Genomic DNA, 18,604 nt, shown 5'->3' with positions numbered 1-18,604 from the left:
GCTTAAACCAGTGTGCTCCCCTTCTGGCGAGGAGCACATTGGCTATCAATCAGGGATTATTTACCCTTTTTGATATGCTTAATCAGACGCTTACGCTTACGCATCTGGTTTGGCGTCAGGGTGTTACGCTTACCGGCAAACGGGTTATCCCCTTCCTTGAACTGAATGCGGATAGGCGTGCCCATCACGTCCAGCGATTTACGGAAGTAGTTCATCAGATAACGCTTGTAGGAGTCCGGCAGGTCTTTCACCTGGTTGCCGTGGATAACCACGATTGGCGGGTTATAACCCCCGGCATGAGCGTATTTGAGCTTAACACGACGGCCGCGAACCAGAGGTGGCTGATGGTCTTCTGCCGCCATGTTCATGATACGGGTCAGCAGCGCGGTGCTTACGCGACGCGTGGAGCTGTCGTAAGCTTCGCGAACGGACTCAAACAGGTTGCCAACGCCGCTGCCGTGCAGGGCGGAGATGAAGTGTACGCGGGCGAAGTCGATAAAGCCCAGACGGTAGTCCAGCGTCTCTTTCACCTGCTCGCGGACTTCGTTGCTCAGGCCGTCCCACTTGTTAACCACGATAACCAGTGAGCGCCCACTATTCAGGATAAAGCCCAGCAGCGAGAGATCCTGATCGGAAATGCCTTCGCGGGCATCAATCACCAGCAGCACAACGTTAGCGTCTTCAATCGCCTGCAGGGTTTTGATTACCGAGAATTTTTCTACCGTGTCGGTGATTTTCCCACGCTTACGAACGCCTGCGGTATCAATCAGAACGAATTCACGCTCATCGCGCTCCATCGGAATGTAGATACTGTCGCGGGTGGTGCCCGGCATGTCGTAAACCACCACGCGTTCTTCGCCGAGGATACGGTTAGTTAGCGTTGACTTACCCACGTTAGGGCGGCCAACGATAGCGAGCTTAATCGGCAGATCCTGAGGGTTGAAGGCTTCTTCTTCCTCTTCTTCGGCAAGCTCTTCGTCTTCAGAAACAATGCCATTTTTGGCATTGAACGCCGCCCAGTAGGCTTCGTCTTCGTCAATTTCTTCCGGTTTTTCACGCGGGTCGACATCGTCCATCCACGGCACCAGAACGTGTTCCAGCAGGCTGGTTACGCCGCGGCCATGGGAGGCAGCAATCGGGTGGATTTCGCCAAGGCCGAGGGAATAGAAGTCGATCACCGCCTGGTCCGGATCAAGACCGTCGGTCTTGTTCGCCACCAGGAAAGTCGGCTTCTGACGGGAGCGCAGGTGCTGAGCAATGGCTTCATCCGCAGGCATCAGGCCCGCTCGAGCGTCCACCATAAACAGCACGACGTCTGCTTCTTCGATTGCCAGCAGAGACTGCTCCGCCATACGCGTTTCAACGCCGTCTTCCGTGCCGTCGATACCGCCGGTATCGATGCAGATAAATTCACGCCCTTCCACTTCCGCACGACCATATTTGCGGTCGCGTGTCAGCCCCGGGAAATCCGCAACAAGCGCATCACGGGTACGCGTTAAGCGGTTAAACAAGGTGGATTTACCGACGTTAGGGCGCCCAACCAGCGCGACCACAGGTACCATTATAAAAGCCTCACTACTCAAAATTTATTAGTAAAACAGCGGAAATTTACGCTGTTTTTAAAAAACCAAAACGGCTCCCGTACTTCGGGAACCGTTTCAAACATTTTAGCTATCAGGCAAATCTAGCGTTTGATGGCGTACAGCGTGCCGTCTTTTGCCTGGATAAGCAGTTTGTCACTGGCAACCACCGGGGTGGTCTGGAAGCCGGAGCTGTCCACTTTTTGCTGAGCGACAAAGCGCCCATCATCGGCATTGATCCAGTGCATATAGCCTTCGCTATCACCAACCACCAGGTAGCCGTTATACAGCACCGGAGCGGTCAGGTTGCGGTGCAGCAGATCGCTCTGCGTCCACAGGGTTACGCCGCCATCGGCGTTGAGGGCAACAACGCGGTCGTTCTGATCCACCAGGTAGATGCGGTTTGCATCAACGATGAAATCATTAACCGAGCCCATTTCACGTTTCCACATGATCTGGCCGGAGCGCAGATCCAGCGCCGTCAGGTTGCCGTTATAAGCCAGGGCGTAAACCACGCCATTCACGATAACCGGCGTGGTGTCCACGTCGCTCAGACGGTCGATTTCAGTCGCACCGGTCGCCTGGGAGATGCGCTGCTGCCAGATAATTTGGCCCTGCTGCATCAGTACCGCGCTTACGCGGCCGTTATCGCCGCCAACAATCGCTGCGCCAAATGCGGTAGCCGGAGCAGATTCGCCGCGCAGTGACAGAGAAGGCATGTCGAGGTTAACGGTCCATTTCACCGCACCATCGGCTTCGTTCAGCGCCTGCAGCATACCGTTGCTGGTATGAATAAGCACCAGACCGTCGCTGATGACCGGACGAGACAGCGCTTCACCAGCCACTTTTGCCTGCCAGGCAATGCTACCGTCAGAAGTATTCAGGGCGAAGACTTTAGCCTTCTCGCTACCCACGTAGAGGTGCGCTCCGTCAACGGTCAGGCCGCCTGAGAGCAGCGCCGGAATATTGCTGGAGAAGAAGCCGGTTTTCTCAGAGAGATCGACCTTCCACACTTCTCTACCGTCGTCCGCACTCACAGCTTTAACCACGCCGTGGCGGTCAGCGGCGAAAATGGTGCTGTCCTGCCATGCCGGATGAAGGTTGGAGTAGAAATCACCGATTCCGTTACCTACGGAGGTGTTCCACGCTTTTTCCGGAGTGAACTGGTTTTCCACGGTCGGCAGCGGGGACATTTTAACGACATCTTCTTCGCCACTGAACAGGGAACAGCCGCTGAGCAGCGTCAAAGAGAGCAGCCCTGGTACAAATAGTTTACGCAATTGCATCGGGTCCCTCTTAGCTGGACAAATTATTGATTTTCATCTGCATCATTTCACGCAGCGCCGGAGAAGCATTGGTCTGTGAACCTTTGCTCCACGCATCACGGGCGCCTTGCTTATCCCCTTTACTGAGCAGCGCTTCGCCGCGCAGGTCAGCAACAATGGCCGCCCAGCCTTCGCCTTTAACGCCATCAAGCGTTTTCAGCGCCACGTCAGCCTGCTTTTGCTGGATCTGAACGCGGGCAAGGCGCAGGTTAATCAGCGCCTGCATGTTTTCGTCTTTGGTGCTGCTAAGGCCGGTTTGTAGCTGGGTAGCCGCTTTGTCTAAATCGTTTTTATCAACGAACTGCTGCGCCAGCTCCAGCGCCGCCAGTGCGCCGTAGGTGTTTTTATTGTCGGCTGCGAATTTCTCTACCGCTTCCAGAGTCTGCGGCTGGTCGGCTTTGACCGCGCTGGTGACGTTCTGGTAAGCCAGAGAAGCTTCACGCATGGAGTCGTCCTGATGGCCGTTCCAGTAACGCCAGCCCACCAGAGCGCCGATACCCAGCACAACCCCAACTACCAGCGCTTTGCCGTTTTCTGCAAAGAAGCGCTTTACCGCTTCCATCTGATCGTTTTCGTTCTCGTAAACTTCCACGCAGTCCTTCTCCTTAACCAATAATCACCGGGTGATTAACCCAGTAACGCCTGCAGGTGGGCGGCAGCATCGGCTTGCGCCACGTTTTGTTGCTCACCTGTGCGTAAATCCTTAACCACGACTTCGCCTTTAGCGACTTCGTCTTCACCCAGTACCAGCGCAACGCGAGCGCCCCACTTGTCGGCACGAGCGAACTGCTTCTTAAAGTTACCGCCGCCATAGTTAGTCATTAACTTCAGCGCCGGAACCTGGTCACGCAGTTTTTCTGCCAGCAGCATCGCCGCGCCCTGAGTTCCCTGACCGGAAGAGATCAGGTACATATCGACAACGGATTCTGCTTTAAATTCCGGATTAATCGCCTGAACCAGTAAAACAAGACGCTCAAGACCCATAGCAAAGCCAACGGCCGGTGCAGCGCGCCCTCCAAGTTGCTCTACCAGGCCATCATAGCGGCCGCCGGCACAAACGGTTCCCTGCGAGCCAAGGCTGTTGGTAACCCATTCGAATACGGTGCGGTTGTAGTAGTCCAGGCCGCGCACCAGACGCTGGTTCACGGTGTAGCTGATACCAGCGGCGTCCAGGTACTGGCACAGGCCAGCAAAGTGTTCGCGGGACTCTTCGTCGAGGTAATCGCCAAGCTGAGGCGCATCGTTCAGCAGAGTCTGAACATCCTGATTTTTAGAGTCCAGCACGCGCAGCGGGTTGCTGTACATGCGGCGCTGGCAATCTTCGTCCAGCTTCTCTTTGTGCTGCTCAAGGAAAGCAACCAGCGCATCGCGGTAGTTCGCGCGAGCTTCAAGAGAACCGATGGAGTTCAGCTCCAGGCTGACGTGCTGGTCGATACCCAGCGCACGCCACCAGCGGGCGGTCAGCATGATTAGCTCGGCGTCGATGTCCGGGCCGTTCAGGCCGAAAACTTCCACACCCAGCTGGTTAAACTGGCGGTAACGCCCTTTCTGAGGACGCTCGTGACGGAACATCGGCCCGATGTACCACAAACGTTGTTCCTGATTGTACAGAAGACCATGTTCGATACCGGCACGCACGCAGCCCGCGGTGCCTTCAGGACGCAGGGTCAGGCTGTCGCCGTTGCGGTCCTCGAAGGTATACATCTCTTTTTCAACCACGTCGGTCACTTCGCCGATAGCGCGTTTGAATAACGGGGTCTGCTCTACAATCGGCAAACGGATTTCGCTGTAACCGTAGCTCGCGAGCACCTGCTTAAGAATGCCTTCAATACGCTGCCAGATGGCGGTTTCGCCCGGCAGGTAATCGTTCATGCCGCGAATGGCTTGAATGTTTTTTGCCACGTTTTTTCTCTGCTTTATATACAAAAAATGAACCCGAAATCAGGCCATTCACTCAGGTAAACGGCCGTGCGGGTTCAATCATACACGGGAAGCCTTGTGCTTCCCATGCTTCGCATTATTTTTCCAGCTGTTGGATATCGATACGCTGCTTTTCATCCAGCATGCTGGCCTTGGCACGAATGCGCGCTTCGAGCTGCGCAATCATGTCATCGTTGTCCATACGATCTCTCTGGCGCACGCCATCTTCGTAGAAACCGCTTTTCTTATTACCGCCGGTGACCCCAAGGGTTGAGACCAGCGCTTCGCCAGGACCGTTAACCACGCAGCCGATGATAGAAACGTCCATCGGGGTGATGATATCTTCCAGCCGCTGTTCGAGCGCGTTGACCGTCCCGATAACGTCAAACTCCTGACGCGAACAGGTTGGGCAGGCGATGAAGTTGATCCCGCGGGAGCGAATACGCAGCGACTTCAGGATATCGAAGCCCACCTTGATCTCTTCTACCGGATCCGCCGCCAGCGAAATACGCAGCGTGTCGCCGATCCCTTCAGAAAGCAGCAGCCCGAGGCCGATCGCAGATTTTACCGCACCGGCACGTGCCCCGCCTGCTTCGGTTATCCCGAGGTGCAGCGGCTGATCGATCTGCTTAGCTAACAGGCGGTATGACTCAACGGCAAGGAAGACGTCGGAGGCTTTCACGCTCACTTTGAATTGATCAAAGTTGAGGCGATCCAGATGATCTACATGGCGCATAGCGGATTCGAGCAGCGCCTGCGGCGTTGGCTCTCCGTATTTTTCCTGCAGATCTTTTTCCAGAGAACCGGCGTTAACGCCGATACGGATAGGAATATTTTTGTCACGCGCGCAGTCAACAACGCTGCGAATACGCTCTTCGTTACCGATGTTGCCCGGGTTAATGCGCAGGCAGTCCACGCCGTATTCGGCAACTTTAAGGGCGATGCGGTAATCGAAGTGAATATCGGCAACCAGCGGAACGTTAACCTGCTGCTTAATCAGCTTGAACGCTTCTGCGGCGTCCATCGTCGGCACGGATACGCGTACGATATCGGCACCAACGCGTTCTAATGCTTTGATTTGATTAACAGTCGCTTCCACATCAGTGGTGCGCGTGTTGGTCATCGACTGAACGGCGATAGGTGCACCATCGCCGATTGGCACATTACCGACGTAGATCCGTTTGGATTTGCGACGTTGGATTGGTGCGGCATTATGCATGGTAAATCTCCACAATTACCCGTCCGGGTTGGCGCTGATTATTCAGCACCCACGGTCAGACGCGCAACCTGGTTAGTTCTGATAAAACGACTCAGGTCCACAGGTTTACCCTGGTATTGAACCTGTACTGCGGCCGGTGCACCAATTTTTAACTTATAAGGTGCCTTGCCGGCTAAATTCAGGCTAGCGCCTTTGCGTTGGATGCCGCTAAACAGTTTTTTACCGGCGGCGTCCGTTACTTCCAGCCAGCAGTCGGCGCTAAAGTTCATCGCCAGACCTTCAGCATTCTGCGCAGGCGCGGTGGTGCTGGCCGGGTCAGTTGGCAGCTGGCCAGCGGTAGGTGCTGGAGCGGTTTGTGCGTTATCAATCGGCGCCTGGCTTGGGGAGACAACGGCAGACTGCTGGGCGTTATCAGCCGGGGCAGTTTGCTGTGCTGTCGCGGCCGGAGCCGCGCTGTCAGAAGCCAAAGGCTGAGCCGTGGAAGGCGCAGGTGATGCATCAGCAGGCGCTGTTGCATCGCTACCGGTGTTCAGCGGTACGGACTGGCCGCTGCTGGTAGAGAGATCGGTTGTGGACTGATCGGCCATGGTCGAAATTTCTTCCTGCTGCGCTTTGTGGTTTTGCCACCACCATGCGCCCGTCAGGCCAACCACAACAAACAGAACCAGCCAGGTAAAACTCATCAGCCAGCCGTCGCGCTTTTTACGGCGCTTGCCCAGGGAGAAGCTTTGCATTGGCTCAACTTTAGCGGCCTTGATAGGCGCCTGTTTGGCCATCATCGGCAACAACTCTTCTTCCGGGATATGAACCAGTCGCGCATAAGAGCGGATATAGCCACGCAGGAAGGTCGACGCCAAATCGGCTGGCGCCTTATCGTCTTCGATGTCCCTGACGGTGGAAACCTTCAAGCACAGTCGTTCAGCCACGGCTTGTTGGCTGAGACCAAGTTGTTCACGCGCGTTGCGTAAACGCTCGCCCGTGGTTTGTGCTGCATTTGATTCGTTAGTGGCTTCAGTATTCATTAGCTACAACTGCTGGTACTGTTCAAATTAAAGAATTTGGCACGAGTCCTGTACCGCAACGTCTCCGCTACGTCAGATTGACTCGCACCGCGAAACAAATCTGATACCTGAAGGAAGGCTAACCCTCAGCAAAAATACCCGGTTTCTGCCGCACGCTTCACGCTCGGCGCGCATTTTTCCGGGCTACCGGACCAGCCGGTTAGTTAACCATAGACACCCTTCGGCGGGCTGTCTGTTAACTTTACGAAATTGAAACAACTAAACTGTTGTTGTGCGGCTACATACTGCCTCAAAGCCGCCGGAAACGCACCGTAATTATTGTGCAGAAGAGTGTATTAGGACACGTTATTGACTGTTCATGCACTTTTGGCCGTTTTTTATACCGTGCGGAGCAACCCTCGCCCCGCACGGTAACCGACTGTCGGCTATCAGACCGCCTTCACGGCAATAGCTTCGCCCTGCATACGCTTACGCATGGTGCGCTTGGTACGGTCGATAACTTCGCCCGCCAGCTGACCACATGCCGCGTCGATGTCATCGCCGCGAGTCTTACGCACGATGGTAGTAAAACCATAGCTCATCAGCACTTTAGAGAAACGGTCAATACGGCTGTTGGAGCTGCGGCCATACGGCGCGCCCGGGAACGGGTTCCATGGGATCAGGTTGATTTTGCACGGCGTATCTTTCAGGCATTCTGCCAGCTGATGCGCATGCTCGGTGCCGTCGTTGACATGATCAAGCAGGACATATTCCACCGTAACGCGGCCCTGGTTAGCGTTGGATTTCTCCAGGTAACGACGTACCGCCGCCAGGAAGGTTTCGATGTTGTACTTCTTGTTGATAGGCATGATTTCGTCGCGGATGTCGTCGGTCGGCGCGTGCAGAGAGATTGCCAACGCAACGTCAATCATATCGCCAAGCTTATCCAACGCCGGCACAACGCCAGAGGTGGAAAGGGTTACGCGACGTTTAGACAGGCCAAAACCGAAGTCATCCAGCATGATTTCCATCGCCGGAACCACGTTGTTCAGGTTCAGCAGCGGCTCGCCCATGCCCATCATCACCACGTTGGTGATAGGACGCACGCCGGTTTTCTTCTGAGCGCCGATAATCTTCGCGGCGCGCCAGACCTGGCCGATAATTTCCGATACGCGCAGGTTGCGGTTAAAGCCCTGCTGCGCGGTAGAACAGAATTTACACTCCAGCGCACAGCCAACCTGAGAGGAGACGCACAGCGTGGCGCGGTCTTCTTCCGGGATGTATACGGTTTCAACCAGCTGGTCGGCAATCTTGATGGCCCATTTAATGGTGCCGTCGGCGGAACGCTGCTCTTCTGCAACTTCCGGCGCGCGGATTTCAGCAATTTCTTTCAGCTTATTGCGCAGAACCTTGTTGATATCCGTCATCTCGTCGAAGTCATCACTGCAATAGTGATACATCCACTTCATGACCTGGTCGGCGCGGAACGGCTTCTCGCCGAGTTCGGCAAAAAACTCGCGCAGCTGCTGACGGTTGAGATCCAGCAGGTTAATTTTTTCGGCTTTATTGGAAACGACAACAGGTGACGCTTCAGGCGTGTTCATATCAGACATAATGTTTTCCGGCCTCGTTGTTACACGTTATGGCCCCTGGAGGGTTAGAAAGAGAAACGCCCCGGTGAGCTGGCTCGTCCGGGGCGTGGCATTGTACAAATTCTATGGCTCGGATGCCACGACTGAAAGCAAACTACAAAAAATTAAGTGTAAGTTTACTTACAGATTAGGAAATTTTAGCGCGTGCGCGGGCACACTTCGCCTTCGCCGAAGAAATAGGCGATTTCGCGAGCGGCGGATTCTACGGAGTCAGAACCGTGGGTGCCGTTCTCGGTGAAACTGTCAGCGTAGTCCGCACGCAGAGTCCCTGCCAGTGCGTTAGCCGGGTTAGTTGCGCCCATCAGATCACGGTGACGCTGTACCGCGTTTTCGCTTTCCAGCACGGAAACAACCAGCGGGCCGGAGGTCATGAACTCAACCAGACCGTCGAAGAAAGGTTTACCTTCGTGCTCGGCGTAGAAACCACGAGCCTGCTCAACGGTCAGGTGCAGCATTTTTGCGCCAACAATTTTAAACCCTGCAGATTCAAAACGAGCATAAATGTTACCAATAACGTTTTTTGCCACCGCGTTTGGTTTGATGATGGAAAAAGTACGTTCAATAGCCATGATTACCTCTGTAAATGTTCTGTGTGTCCGGGAAACCCGGTTATGAAATTGGCGCAGATTATAAAGAGCAAGTGTGCCGTTGCCTATGGATGGAGATAACATTTTTTTAAAATAAGATGAGTTTTAGCAACACACCGCTTTTGAGGCGCTAAATTTCACTTTCCACCTACTGGAGCGTGAAGTTTGCGCTGGCTATCTGCCCGGACTCATCCATCACCAGCACCTGGTATTCACCCGGTTTATTAAGCGTTAGCGCCAGCCCCGCGTCGCCGGTATCTTCATTCTCGCCGTTAACAAACCACCAGCGCTGCCCCTGCCCGCCCTGGCTGGTAAGCCTCAGGAGCAACTGCGTTTGCCCCGGCAGGCGTTTCAGAATCGTGCCGTTGCGTACCCCCAGCAATAATAACGGCGTTGCGCTCTCTTTTTGCAAAGGTGGGCAGGTTGCAGACGGCGGCGGGAGGCGCTCCGCCCTGCGTTCAGCCTGCGGCAGCCAGGGCTCGAGAGGGAGCGGCCATAATGCGACAACCTGCTGCCGGGCACCCGGGCAGTCGGGCGCGACTCTTTTCCCTGCATCGTCCAGCCAGATAAGCTGCCGCGTTCCCTGAACGCCTTCCTGCCCCGGCGCCTGCAAGGTTGGCGGCTGGCTACCATCCAACAACCAGGTATTTATTCTGCGACGGCAGTTGCTACCGCCCTGCGGCAGCGCCTGCCCGCCCGGCCAGCAGATGTCGCCGGAGCTAACGGTGGCTGGCCGCGGGTCGGTCGGCAAATGAAGCTGCTGAACCCGGGAATTGGCCTGCAATAGATTGTTGACCTGGTTTAGCAGCGGCACCGCGCTGCCAAGCCCAAACTGCCCTGCCACCGGCGTACTGTCCGGCCTGCCGGTCCAAATGCCTATCAGGTAGCGGGAATTCATGCCGATGGCCCATGCATCGCGGTAGCCGTAGCTGGTTCCCGTTTTCCATGCCAGGGGGACAACGGGGGGTAATGATGAATCCGGCTGAGGCTGTGCCTCACCCGCCAGAATACGGCGAATAATCCATGCCGCGCCCGGCGACATCAGCGGCCGTTCACGTAGTTCATCCGTGCGGAGTAAACGCAGGTGTGCAGCCTTGCCGTGCCGGGCAAAAGCGCCGTAGGCGGCAACTATCTGGTCAAGCCTTGCCCCGCCGCCGCCAAGAATAATCGACAGGTTAGGCTCGCTGCCCTGTGGGAACCGAAGATTCAACCCGGCGTTTGCCAGCTGCCCGGCAAACCGTTTCGGGCCATAGGCCTCAAGCACCTGTACTGCCGGTAAATTCAAAGAACGCACCAGCGCATCGCCCATGCTCACCGGGCCATGAAAACCAGTATCGAAGTTACCGGGGCGATAGTCGCCAAAACGGCGCGGCACATCCTGCAACAACGAAGCAGGATGTATCAACCCCTCATCCAGCGCCAGGCCGTAAACAAAAGGTTTTAGCACAGAGCCGGGCGAGCGAACTGCGGTAACCATATCAACATGCCCGAACCGGGTGTCATCGTTGATATCGGCGGAGCCAACCCAGGCACGAACCTGCATCGTAGTGTGGTCAACTACCAGCATCGCAAGAGAAGAGCGGGCGGGTAAACGCGCCTTCCACCCCAGAGCCAGGTCTTCAAGCTGGCGCTGCAAAGAAGCATTCAGCGTGGTAGAGATAAGCGTATCTCTGGTGCGTGATGCCAGATAGCGGGACAGCAGCGGAGCCAGCTGCGGCATCTGCCTTGGCGCAAGCCAGATGGGTTCCTGTAAGGACTCATTAACCTGCCGCTGCGACCAAATACCCTGCTCCGCCATACGGCGCAATACTTTATCCCGCGCCTGCTGTGTTCTCTGTGGCCAGCGGTCCGGGCGCAAACGGCTGGGAGCCTGCGGAAGCACCGCCAGCAGCGCGGCTTCTGAATAGCTTAATTGCTCCGGGGATTTACCAAGATAAGCCCAGCTTGCCGCGCCAATGCCCTGCAGCGTACCGCCGAATGGGGCACGATTGAGGTACAGCGTCAGGATCTCAGTTTTAGAAAGGTGCCATTCAAGCTGTAAAGCCCGCCAAACCTGGCGAACCTTACCGCCGAAGGTGCGGGGATGAGGATCCAGCAAACGGGCAACCTGCATGGTCAGCGTGCTGCCACCGGAAACGATCTCCCCGCTTCGCAAGTCCTGCCACGCCGCACGCAGGATCGCGAAAGGGTTAATACCAGGATGATCCCAAAACCAGCGATCTTCGTAGCCGATCAACGCTTCAAGGTAACGGGGAGAAACCTGCTCTACGGTAACCGGGTAGCGCCAGATCCCTTCATTGTCGGCAAAGCGCCAGAGTGGCGTTCCATCCGCAGCAACCACAACGCGCGCTGGATTGACCTCATGCAGAGGCAGCGGCCAGATTCTGTCCGCAAGCCAGACTAAACAAACGGCCAGCAGCGGCACCATCAACCACAGATAGCGCCGCCGCCAACGCGGCCTTAACCCGTTAAGCACCGACTTTCTGCTTACGGTACAACGGTCAAGGTACCGGTAGAGCTACCGGTTGCCCGCCACTGAGGTACATACATTGATTCAACCTGCGGCACCGGCACGCTGTAGCTACCCGGCGTTACCGCACGGGCCAGATAGATAAGCGTGGCGTGCTGGCCTTCACTGAGCGGAAGCGCGGCAACAAAGCGATCGTCACGGAACTCAATATGCTGAATGTCCTGCTGCTGCATCTGGTTCAGCAACGTTTGCGCGCTGCTCGCGCTGTCGCCCAGGCTGGCGCTGCTGTTGGCAAGGTTCTGGTTCTCAAGCTCCAGACCCGCAGGCAGTAAATCGACCACCAGCGCATCCGGGACGTTTTTATCGGCCCAGACATCCAGCCAGACCATCACCAGTTCGCCGCTTTTCAGGGAAGAGAGCGGCCTGCTATCGCCCTTAGCGTCAAGGAAGTGACGTTCAATATGCAGCACATTGCTGTATGCGGCAGGAGCCTGCTGCGGGTAACCCGAGCTATCGACACGCAGATAAAGGCTGGCCGTACCGCTGTTGGTAACCTGCAGGCCGGAAAGCTGCTCTGCCGTCAGGTTGCGGGTCACCGCCTGGCTGGAGGCCAGGGCCTCAGCACTCAGCGAAGTTTGAGCCTGCCAGTCGCCTTTTACATTCTGTAGCCCATGCCCGGCAAGGAACAGCGCATTGCTTTCCTGAGTGGAGAGCCAGCGCTGGCTCCAGGCCATATCCGAAAGCTCAAGCAGCAGCTGGTTCTGGCTATCCGGCAGCAGCTTGTTCTCTTCCAGCAGGCTTAGCATCATTGCTTTATCCCGCAGTTCGCTACCGTAGTCGGCCATCCAGATTTGCTTCTCGCTACGCGGGGTTTTCAGACCCAGGGCAATAGCCTGCTGCCCACGGGCTTCATCCCCCATCAGCTTCAGCGCCACGCCAAGCTGAACGATCGGCAGGCCAGCACGCGCCTGTTGGTGCCGCTGCCAAAGCTCGCGTAAAGCCCCCAGAGGCGCTTTTTGCTGGCGGGCAAGAACCAGCCCGGCATAGGCCTGGACCGCAAACCGGCTTGCCGCTGCGTCATCGCTGTAGCGCAGGGCAATTAGCCCCGGGTCCTGGAGATAGCGCAGCAGGCGCTGGTTAGCGTTATTCAGCGCATCGCCGTTCACGCTGTAGCCCTGTTCGCTGGCGCGGGCCAGGAAGTCCGTGACGTAAGCCGTCAGCCAGTATTCCTCCGGCCCGGATTTATCCCACAGGCCAAAGCCGCCGTTATCGCTCTGCATTTCCAGCAGGCGAGCAATGCCGATATCTATAGCCGAACGGCGCTGCTGGTCGCTAATTCCCTTAATACCCAGCGCAGCCAGTTCGGCCTCGTTGGTATACAGCGACGGGAACAGCCCGCTGGTCGTCTGCTCCAGGCAGCCATAAGGGTAGGCTTTCAGCTCACGGATATAGCGTGCAAGGTTCAGAGGCGGACGGCCGCTTAACAGCAATTGCCCTTCCAGCGTTGCCGGAAGCAAGCCTGAGCGATGAGACAGCGGTATATTCCAGCTTTCGCCGGGTTTAACCACCGAGCCGCTGTTTACCGTCTGCGCAGGGAAGGCCGGGCGAACGCCAATTTTCCACTGCTTATGAGGAGCGGTAACGCTCTCTCCCGGCAGAGCCAGCCCGTTGATAACCGCGTTGAGCTCTCCATCGCCAAAACCTTCAAGCGCACGAACCGGGATAAACAACGTACCGCGAGCGCCGGGCGCCAGCTTCACGTCGATGGTTGAAGCACCGTTAAGCGCTAAAAGCCCGCCAGCGCTAAGCACAACGTTAAGCTGTTGGGGCTGGTCGGTCAGGTTGGTGAGATCAAGCGCCAGGCGGCTGGTGTCTCCCCCGGCCATAAATCTCGGCGCGGCAAGCTCGCTAACCAGCGGGGCGGCTACCGTCACCTTCTGTTCGCTGTTGCCAAAACTCTCGTCGCTCCAGGCCTGAGCCATTACTCTCAGCTCGCCGTTGAAATCACCAATCGGCAGCGTCACCGTTCCCTCGCCTTTTTCATCCAGCTGAACCGGCTGAGCCTGCTGGGCAATAATAGTGACGTGATTGACCGGTTTTTTACCGCCGCGGCTAAGCTCATCGCCTTCATCGCCGTCCCCGCCAAAGCGCAACGCGGCCAGCCTGCCCTCTCCTTCTATTACTTGCCCATAAACATCATAGATGTCCGCCCCGTAGCGTTTACGGCCAAAGAAGGCATCCCACGGGTCCGGGGTTTTATAATCGGTAATGCTGAGTACGCCGCTGTCCACCGCCGACAGCAGAACGTTAATCTGCTTCGGCAGTTCACCGTTTTTCACGCTGGCCTTCACTTTTACCGTCAGGTTCTGGTTCGGGCGCATTTTAGCCGGGCTTTCTAAAGCCAGGCCCAGGCGGCGGCTTTCATCCCCCAGCGGCAGGTGCAGAATACCTACGGCGCGTTTTGGCGTGGCGGAGCGCGCTTTGTCTCCGGGGCGGATAACCACGGTGCTCAGGTACAGGTCATGGCGCTGCCAGCTCTTATCGACCGGAATAGCCAGGTCCATGCCACCTTCGGGGACATCAATCTCCTTCCACCATAGCGGGCCATCGCTGGACTCCACCAGGGCGTAACCCTTGCCTGCCGCAGGGGCAGCGATATGCAGGTTAATGGTGTCGCCTGCTTTATAAGACGGCTTATCAATTTTGAGTGTCACGCGGTCCGGGCGTACGGCACCGGTACCGTCGCTGTTATCCTGCCAGCTGTAGCCCGCCCAGAAGCGCACGCTGCTGACGATATTGCTTTGCGGGTCACGAACTTCCAGCCGGTAAGAGCCCCATTCCACAGGGAATGCTACTTTTCCGGTTTCCCCGGCGGCCAGGGTTAATTTCTGCTCGGCTTCTACCAGGTCTTTCTGGTCAAACTGAGACTGCCACCCTGCGCCATCTTCCCAGCTCCAGTAGTAGTCACGGCGCTCACGTATCAGGCGCACATCCAGGCCGCTTACCGCCAGTTTCTCGCCTTTCGCATTGGCATAAACAATATCGAACCCGGCGCTGCTGTCTTCGTCAACAATCGGCTGAGTACGCGTGGTATCGGTGCGGTAGTCATACACATCTTTGCTGGCAAACTGCGGGCGAATCCCCGGCAGCGCCTCCGCAGGCCAGATAGGCTGTTCAACGCGACGGGTTACCGGACGCCCGCCGGACTCCAGCAGGCTCGCCTGCAGCACCAGGCGCAGCGGGGAATGTACGTCGCCCCACTGGCTTTCGGTGCTGACCGTAGTATGCCCCTGCTCATCCAGCGTTAGCTCAACCGCGTCAAGGCTGCGCGAGAGGTTTTCTTCGTTGATATCACCAAACTGGAAGCCCGGAAGCCCGGAAACTGCCTCACGCAGCGGGCGCAGGAACAGCTGCCCCTGTAGGCTATTACCGGCGGCCGGTGCGCCGTAAAGATAGCGGCCTGCCACGTCAAAACTGACGGTATCTTCAGGCGCTACCGGCACGCTTTGCGCCGTCAGATTCAGCGCCATGCGTTCCGGCATAAAGTCTTCAACTTTAAACGACCAGCTGCGCGGCTGGTTATCTCCGGTGTTGACCCTGACCTGCCAGTTACCGGTAGCGGCATTCTCGCTTAACGGATAAGTAAACTGGTACAGGCCGTTCTCTGATTGCCAGACTTCGGTGCGGGCGACCTGCCCGTCCGGTTTCACGACTTCCAGCTTCACCGGCTGCGGCGGCAGCGGTTTTCCATCGCTGTCTCTGAGCAGGGCGTTGACGATAACGGACTCTCCCGGGCGATAGAGATCGCGCGGGCCGAACATAAAGAACTGCTTGCTGTAACCCTGCTCTCCGGCAATATCAAATTCGGCCAGATCCAGCGCAGGGCGGCTAAGGTCGAGCAAAGAGGTTTGCTCTCCGTTACGGGCGAGCAGCAGCGTTCCTTTATTGAGTTTCTCCAGCGTTGCGTGGCCGTCACCGTCGCTCTTACCCTGGCCAACCGCCTGCCCTTTCTCATTTAGCAGCACGATCTCTACGCCGGCCTGAGCCGCGCCGTTTTCAAGGCTCTGGGTAAAAACATCCAGCCTGTCGTGGTAGCGGTGAACGGAGAGGCCAATATCGCTTAGCGTGAATAGCGTTGCGGCATTGCTGTAGGCGTAGTGGCCCGCCTGATTCATCACGGCAAGATAAACGCCAGGCTGCTGAAGCGGCTTGATATCCCCCAGCGGCAGCAGCAGCTTTTCACGCGTGTTGCGGGCAGGATTAAGGTCGAACCGGCCGGTATACACCAGGTCCGCCAGCTTCAGCAGGTTGTCGGACTCCCAGTTAGAGACTGAATTGCGGTACTGCCACTGGCTAACAAACGAGCTTAACGAGCTTTCTTTTACGCGATAGAAGTTAACGTCCACCTTATCGACGTTAAGCGCCATCACCGGCAGCCCGGCAATCACTTTGGTTGGCAGGAGCGAACCGCGGCTGGCAAAGCCCACGCTCGGCTGTACATCACGAGTGGTAATTTGCTTTTCAAAGTTAGCCTCAAGCGTCGCTTTGTTTAGCGCGACCAGGCCGCCGTCTACGGAGACAATCAGGCTTCGTTTCGGCTCAAGATGGCGCAGGCGCAGCTCTTTCAACGAGCCGGAAAGCTCCCAGGCACCGTCCACTTTACCGCTGGTTTTATCCACCAGATGGGCGACTTTATTGAAGTCCTGATTGGGGTCCAGGGGAATAGAAAAGGTTAAAACCAGCGTGCTGGCACCGTCCAGCTGCACTTCGGAGGCATCCAGCAGCTTAAGCGGTTTACCGGCGGACTGCTGCGCCAGCTTCTCAAGCTGCGAGGCATCCGGCTTTGCTTCAGGTGCGCCGTTTTTTGCCACCGCAGCAGCAGAGTCTGGTGCTGCCGTCTGCTGCTTGCTTTTATCGTCACAACCCCAGAGTGCCAGCATGCCGCACACCAGCGCAGTAAGGCCAGCAAAACGTAGTGAATTCATTGTTTCATCCCTGGCCAACAAGGCCCGCTAAACATTACGTAGAGCAAGTATTATGCGGATTAGCCAGAAAAGCGAAAGTCCAACCTCCAGTCTTGCGTGGCACCTCGGAAATTTCGCCCGGCTCCGGGGAAAAATCCGTCTTCAACACGCGCCTGATTTGCCGCAGATCACACTCTAAAAGGTTACATGTAACCTTCCGGGTTATTTGTTTTTAAAACAATCGCATAGTTAGCAAACGCCGGGGAACTGCTGTTACCTTTTAAGCCTGCCGCAGCGGTAATGCGATGTCTGTGAAATCAATAATAAGAGACAGCCAAATGAAGAATGCCGTCAATGCCCTACAAAATTTCGGAAAATCACTCTACGGCCCGGTGCTCATTCTGCCCATCGTTGGGCTGTTTATTGCCTTCGGTAACGTCTTAGGCAACGGTAACCTGGCTGAATACCTGCCGTTTCTCGGCCACTCCGCCATTCAGCACTCAGGCCAGCTGATTGCTAAGTCGGCGGTTTCGGTGCTGGCTAACCTGGCGCTGGTTTTTGCCGTCGGTATTCCCATCGGGCTTGCCAGCCGCGACAAGGGCTACGCCGCGCTTATCGGCCTGGTGACGTTTATCGTCTTTATCAACGCCATGAGCGTGGTGCTTCAGCTACAGGGCAAGCTGGTGCCCGTAGAGCAAATGCGAACAGCCGGTCAAAGCATGGTGCTGGGCGTTCAGGTGCTGGAGATGGGCGTGTTCGCCGGGATCCTCACCGGCGCGCTTTCCGGCTATTTATACAATCGCTATTCAGGCGTGCAATTTTCCGGGGCCATGGCTATCTATTCCGGGCACTGTTTCGTAGCCATCATCATGCTGCCTATATCCATGCTGCTGGGCGTAATAATGAGCGAGCTGTGGCCTTTTGCTCAGCAGGGTATCAGCGCCCTCGCGCTGGCGATAAAAGGGGCCGGAGCATTTGGCGTGGCTATTTACGGCTTTCTTGAGCGTATTTTAGTCCCGACCGGTCTGCATCATCTTGTCTACACCCCGTTCCTTTATACCGAGCTGGGCGGCACCGCCGACGTCTGCGGGAACGTCTACCAGGGTGCACGCAATATTTATTTCGCCGAAATGGCCTGCCCAACCGTGCGCCAGCTAAGCGACACGGTAGTCTGGGATGCGCGCGGCATCAGCAAAATGTTCGGCCTGCCCGCCGCCGCCCTCGCTATGTACATGACGGCCAAACCCGAGCGCAAGGCCGCCGCTAAAGCCATTCTGATCCCGGCGGCCCTCACCTCATTGCTGGTTGGCGTGACCGAGCCGCTGGAGTTCTCTTTCCTGTTCGTCGCCCCGATGCTGTTCGGCGTTCATGCCGTGCTGACCGGTCTGGGGATGATGCTGTTTTATCTGCTGGGCGTTCACGCTATCGGCGCTAACGGCCTGATTGACTTCATTCTTTACAACCTGCCGCTGGGCACGACCAAATCCAACTGGCCGATGTACATCGAGGTCGGGCTCACGATGTCGGTCATCTACTTCCTGGTGTTCCGTTTCCTGATCCGCAAGTTCGATATGAAAACGCCGGGCCGCGAGGATGAAAGCCAGGAAACCCGCCTCTACAGCAAGCAGGAATATCAGGCTCAGGGCAATAACAGCGGGCTGGGTGAGGCCATTATCAAAGGATTAGGCGGCCGCGCCAATATTGAGGTGGTCGATAACTGCTACACCCGCCTGCGCGTCACGGTTCTCGACGTAACCACGATAGATGAGCCACGCCTGAAGGCCACTGGAGCCAAAGGGGTGATCAAGCAAGGCAATAATGTTCAGGTGGTCTACGGGCTGCATGTCAAAAAAATGCGTGAAGCCGTAGAAGCCTTTCTCTAAAGG

At 56.6% G+C, this 18,604-nt stretch carries 11 protein-coding genes; 1 reads left to right on the top strand and 10 read right to left on the bottom strand.

Going from position 1 to position 18,604, the window contains the following annotated elements; translation table 11 throughout:
• Nucleotides 1-56: 56 nt before the first annotated feature.
• The 10 genes from der to FOC35_RS13885 form a co-directional block, all read right to left on the bottom strand.
• Nucleotides 57-1,562 carry a ribosome biogenesis GTPase Der gene (der, locus tag FOC35_RS13930; RefSeq protein ID WP_172569200.1) on the bottom strand — a complete coding sequence of 502 codons (1,506 nt, stop codon included), beginning with the start codon at nt 1,560-1,562 and terminating at the stop codon, nt 57-59.
• Nucleotides 1,563-1,684: 122 nt separating this feature from the next.
• Entirely contained in the window at nt 1,685-2,866 is a 1,182-nt protein-coding gene (bamB, locus tag FOC35_RS13925) for an outer membrane protein assembly factor BamB (RefSeq protein WP_016537736.1), read from the bottom strand.
• Between the two features lie 10 nt (nt 2,867-2,876).
• Nucleotides 2,877-3,497 carry a YfgM family protein gene (locus FOC35_RS13920; RefSeq protein ID WP_172569199.1) on the bottom strand — a complete coding sequence of 207 codons (621 nt, stop codon included), beginning with the start codon at nt 3,495-3,497 and terminating at the stop codon, nt 2,877-2,879.
• Between the two features lie 35 nt (nt 3,498-3,532).
• Complete coding sequence (gene hisS, locus FOC35_RS13915) at nt 3,533-4,807, bottom strand: histidine--tRNA ligase (protein WP_039898622.1); 1,275 nt, start codon at nt 4,805-4,807, stop codon at nt 3,533-3,535.
• Nucleotides 4,808-4,922: 115 nt separating this feature from the next.
• The gene (gene ispG / locus FOC35_RS13910; protein WP_016537739.1) at nt 4,923-6,044 is read right to left on the bottom strand and encodes a flavodoxin-dependent (E)-4-hydroxy-3-methylbut-2-enyl-diphosphate synthase; all 1,122 of its coding nucleotides are present in this window, start codon (nt 6,042-6,044) and stop codon (nt 4,923-4,925) included.
• Nucleotides 6,045-6,082: 38 nt separating this feature from the next.
• On the bottom strand, nt 6,083-7,066 hold the full coding sequence (gene rodZ, locus FOC35_RS13905) for a cytoskeleton protein RodZ (protein WP_016537740.1): 984 nt from the start codon (nt 7,064-7,066) through the stop codon (nt 6,083-6,085).
• Nucleotides 7,067-7,494: 428 nt separating this feature from the next.
• Nucleotides 7,495-8,658: a bifunctional tRNA (adenosine(37)-C2)-methyltransferase TrmG/ribosomal RNA large subunit methyltransferase RlmN gene (locus FOC35_RS13900; protein WP_016537741.1), complete on the bottom strand. Its 1,164-nt coding sequence runs from the start codon at nt 8,656-8,658 to the stop codon at nt 7,495-7,497.
• A 176-nt stretch (nt 8,659-8,834) separates the two neighbouring features.
• Complete coding sequence (gene ndk, locus FOC35_RS13895; RefSeq protein ID WP_016537742.1) at nt 8,835-9,266, bottom strand: nucleoside-diphosphate kinase; 432 nt, start codon at nt 9,264-9,266, stop codon at nt 8,835-8,837.
• Between the two features lie 166 nt (nt 9,267-9,432).
• The gene (gene pbpC, locus FOC35_RS13890; protein WP_256380173.1) at nt 9,433-11,721 is read right to left on the bottom strand and encodes a peptidoglycan glycosyltransferase PbpC; all 2,289 of its coding nucleotides are present in this window, start codon (nt 11,719-11,721) and stop codon (nt 9,433-9,435) included.
• A gap of 50 nt (nt 11,722-11,771) precedes the next feature.
• On the bottom strand, nt 11,772-16,739 hold the full coding sequence (locus tag FOC35_RS13885; RefSeq protein ID WP_172569197.1) for an alpha-2-macroglobulin: 4,968 nt from the start codon (nt 16,737-16,739) through the stop codon (nt 11,772-11,774).
• 317 nt (nt 16,740-17,056) lie between these two features.
• Here FOC35_RS13885 and FOC35_RS13880 point away from each other — a divergent pair, with 317 nt between their 5' ends.
• A complete protein-coding gene (locus FOC35_RS13880; RefSeq protein ID WP_172569196.1) occupies nt 17,057-18,601 on the top strand; it encodes a PTS transporter subunit EIIC in 1,545 nt (514 codons plus the stop codon).
• The last annotated feature ends 3 nt before the right edge of the window (nt 18,602-18,604 follow it).

The organism is Cedecea sp. FDAARGOS_727, assembly GCF_012273235.1.
GTDB lineage: Bacteria > Pseudomonadota > Gammaproteobacteria > Enterobacterales > Enterobacteriaceae > Cedecea > Cedecea davisae.
Note: the sequence above shows the minus strand (reverse complement) of the source record. Positions and strands in the feature narration are given on the sequence as shown.